Raw genomic sequence first — 3,306 nt, 5'->3', positions numbered from 1 at the left:
GCCCGCGGGGCGGTGCGCTGCTTCATGGCCTCAGGCTCCGATCCGGTAGAGGGAGTGGGTCCAGGAGAAGGAGGCACCGTTGACGTAATAGTTGAAGTCGCCCCAGTTGTAGCGGTTGTTGGTGGGCCAGGGGTCGCCCCAGTAGACCCAGTTGTTGCTGCTGTCGTAGCCGTAGAGGACATGCATGTGGCCGCCGCCGGAGGCCCACTGGATGCGGGTCTCGACGGGCCGGTTGGCGTCGATCTCGCTCTGCACGGTGCCGTAGCGGAGATAACCGGTCACATAGGAGCCGGGGTTGATGCCCATCCAGTGGAGGGCGTTCTGGACGTTGCCGAGCGTGGCCTGGTTGTTGGGGCAGCTGCTGCCCTGGGCGCGGTTGAAGGCGGCGTTGCAGAACTGGTTCTGGCTGTAGTTCCTGCCGTACCAGCTGGCGATGGTGTTGCCGGAGGCGGCCCAGCACCAGTTGGAGTACTGCTGGGCCTGCATCGAGATGTTGAGGCGGTTGGCGACGCGCGGCGCGGTGGGGGCGGCCGCGTCCTGCTGTGTGGCGGGGGCGGGTGGTGCGGCAGCGGCGGTCGTGCCGGTGAAGGCGGTGAGCGCGGCGGCGGTCAGTGCCACGGCGGAGAGCCGTCTGCGGCGGGTACGGCGTGCGAAGCGCGCACGGGTCATGGCGTTCCTCCCGAACTGAGGGGGTGAGCGGTGGAGGAGCGCATCCGGATGCTGAGGAGGAGCATCCGATGTTGTCGGGAGCAGGTCAACACGCTTCAATGCGGGGTGACGCGGGGGTGTGGACGAACGGGCACGGTTGTGAACGAACGGTGCCCGGCGTACCGCAGTGGACAAGCAGGGACAGCGCGCGGCGTGCGATCCGGTTGTGAACATTCACCGCGCGCCGAAGGGTTGAGGACATGGCACAGAACACTCCCCGGCCGGCCGAGCTGGAGCAGCTGCTGCGGACCGGGCCGTTCCATCTCGCACTGCGCAGCGCCCTGTCGGCGCGGGGGCTCGCGCTCCACCGCGTCCAGCACCGGCTGGCGCAGCGCGGCATCAAGGTCGGGGTGACGAGCCTGAGTTACTGGCAGCAGGGCGCCCGGCGGCCGCAGCGCCCCGAGTCCCTGCGCGCGGTGCGCGCCCTGGAGGAGGTCCTCGGCCTGCCGCCGGACTCCCTGCACCGGCTGCTGGTGCCCGGCGCCACCCACCCGGAGACCGCGCGCCCGGCGGGCCGCACGTACCGCAGCCTGGTCGAACCGGCCGGCGCGCTGGAGCAGTTGTTCGCCGAGCTGGACGCCCCGGCGGACGGCGGTCTGCACACCGTCGGGCATCACGAACGGGTCCTGATCGGGCCGCGGCGCGAGCTGAGCGGACGGGAATCGCTCCAGGTGGTGCGCGCCCACCGGGACGGGGTGGACCGCTATGTCGCCGTCCACCGGGGCGACGCGGGCTGCGACCCGTCGCGGGTGGCGGTGCGGGCGGCGGAGAACTGCCGGCTGGGGCGGGTGCGCGGCGACGCCGACGCGGGGGTGGTGGTCGCCGAGTTACTCTTCGACGCCCGGCTGCGGGCCGGTGACACCCATGTCTTCGGCTACGCCTTCGAGGACGGCAGCGGCGGCCCGAGCCGCGAGTATCTGCGCGGCTTCAGCTTCGCGGGCGGGCAGTACGTGCTCCAGGTCCGGTTCGACGAGTCGGCGCTCCCGGTGCGCTGCGGACGCTTCACCCAGGTGTCGGCGGGGGCGCCGCGCAGCGGGCGGCAGGAACTGACACTGAGCGGGCGGCACCCCGCCGTGCATCTGGTGGAGCAGGGAGTGCGGCCGGGGATCGTGGGGATCGGGTGGGACTGGGGATGAACCCCGGGCCGTCCCGCCGGGGACGCGGCTCAGCCGGCGATCAGCTTGCCGCCCTTGTCCTTGATCTTCACCTCGGGCAGCGGCTCGGTCGCCGGACCCTGGAGGACCTGGCCGTTGGTGACGTCGAAGCGGCTGCCGTGGCAGGAGCAGATGCCCTCCTTCTTCCGCTCGACGCTCGACAGGACGCAGCCCATGTGCGTGCAGGCCGCGCCGAAGCACTTGTACTCGCCCTTGGCGGGCTGCGAGACCACCAGACGGTCCTCGCGGTAGAGCTTGGCGCCGCCGACCGGAACCTCGGAGGCGGGGCCCAGCTCGACCGGCTCGGTGGGCACCGCCGAGTCCTTGCGCTCGCCCCCGGAGCACGCCGTCACACCGAGGCCGACGGCTCCCGCCAGCGCGGCACCGCGCAGCACGGTTCGGCGGGCAGGGGGCTGGCTCATGGCGTCTCCTGGGTCGAGGGGGACCGGTGCTTCCCGACGATACCGGTAGGCCCTCCTCCGCTCCCCGGACGGTGCGGCGTGCCGGAACAGGCGCGTTCCCCACGCCACGGTGGCGGGCGCCCGGGGGATGATCGTGGTGGTGCCGTGCGTCGTACGGCCGCCCGCCCAGGAAAGGAACCGCACCCGTGATCGTCGTCGCCGGTGAGGCCCTGATCGATCTCGTCCCCGGCCGCCGGGACGGGGACGGCGCGCTGCCCGCGCTGCTGCCCCGCCGCGGCGGCGGCCCGTACAACACCGCGCTCGCGCTCGGCCGGCTGGGCTCCCCCACCGCGTTCTGCTCGCGGGTGTCGACCGACGCGTTCGGCGAGGCGCTGCTGGCGGGGCTGCGCGCGGCCGGGGTGGACACCTCGGCGGTGCAGCGCGGCGGCGAGCCGACCACGCTGGCGGTGGCGGACGTCGGCCCGGACGGTTCGGCGGGCTACGGCTTCTACGCGGAGGGCACCGCCGACCGGCTGTTCTCGCTGCCCCCGGCGCTGCCCGAGGGGACGCGGGCGCTCGCGCTGGGGACCTGCTCGCTGGTGCTGGAGCCGGGCGCGAGCGCCTACGAGGCGCTGCTGCGGCGGGAGGCGGCGCGGGGCGTGTTCACCGCGCTCGACCCGAACGTGCGGCCCGCGCTGATCGCCCGTCCGGCCGCCTACCGCGCGCGGTTCCGGTCCTGGCTCAAGGACGTCGCGCTGCTGAAGATGTCGGCGGAGGACGCCCTGTGGCTGGCGGGGGCGGAGTCGGTGCGGCCGGGGACGGCGGAGGCGGACGCGGTGATCGGCGCGGCCGCCCGGGAGTGGTTGGCCGCCGGGCCCGCGGCGCTGGTCGTCACCCGCGGCGGCGACGGGCTGACGGTCCTGACGGCAGAGGCGGGTGAGGTGGCGGTGCCCGGTGAGCGGGTTGCGGTCGTCGACACCATAGGCGCGGGCGACACGGTCAACGCGGCCCTGCTGCACCGGCTGGCCGACCGTGGCGCGCTC

General features: G+C 73.7%; 4 protein-coding genes. 2 read left to right on the top strand and 2 right to left on the bottom strand.

Annotated features, from left to right (window positions below):
• Positions 1-30: 30 nt before the first annotated feature.
• Positions 31-669 (bottom strand): papain-like cysteine protease family protein, encoded by a 639-nt coding sequence (locus AC51EU_RS28860; protein ID WP_496270039.1) that lies wholly within the window; start codon positions 667-669, stop codon positions 31-33.
• A gap of 239 nt (positions 670-908) precedes the next feature.
• Between AC51EU_RS28860 and AC51EU_RS28855 the strand changes: the two genes are divergently transcribed.
• Positions 909-1,844 (top strand): hypothetical protein, encoded by a 936-nt coding sequence (locus AC51EU_RS28855; protein ID WP_496270038.1) that lies wholly within the window; start codon positions 909-911, stop codon positions 1,842-1,844.
• A gap of 29 nt (positions 1,845-1,873) precedes the next feature.
• Here AC51EU_RS28855 and AC51EU_RS28850 read toward each other — a convergent pair whose 3' ends face one another.
• A complete protein-coding gene (locus tag AC51EU_RS28850) occupies positions 1,874-2,284 on the bottom strand; it encodes a Rieske (2Fe-2S) protein (RefSeq protein ID WP_496270037.1) in 411 nt (136 codons plus the stop codon).
• A 185-nt stretch (positions 2,285-2,469) separates the two neighbouring features.
• On the opposite strand from AC51EU_RS28850, the gene AC51EU_RS28845 reads away from it, so the two are divergent.
• Positions 2,470-3,306, top strand: an 837-nt coding sequence (locus AC51EU_RS28845; protein ID WP_496270036.1) for a carbohydrate kinase family protein, incomplete at its 3' end; no start/stop codon positions are given.

The sequence above is a fragment of the Candidatus Streptomyces philanthi genome (assembly GCF_059553635.1).
The sequence above is the reverse complement of the archived record's forward strand: the minus strand, read 5'-3'. Positions and strand labels throughout refer to the sequence as shown.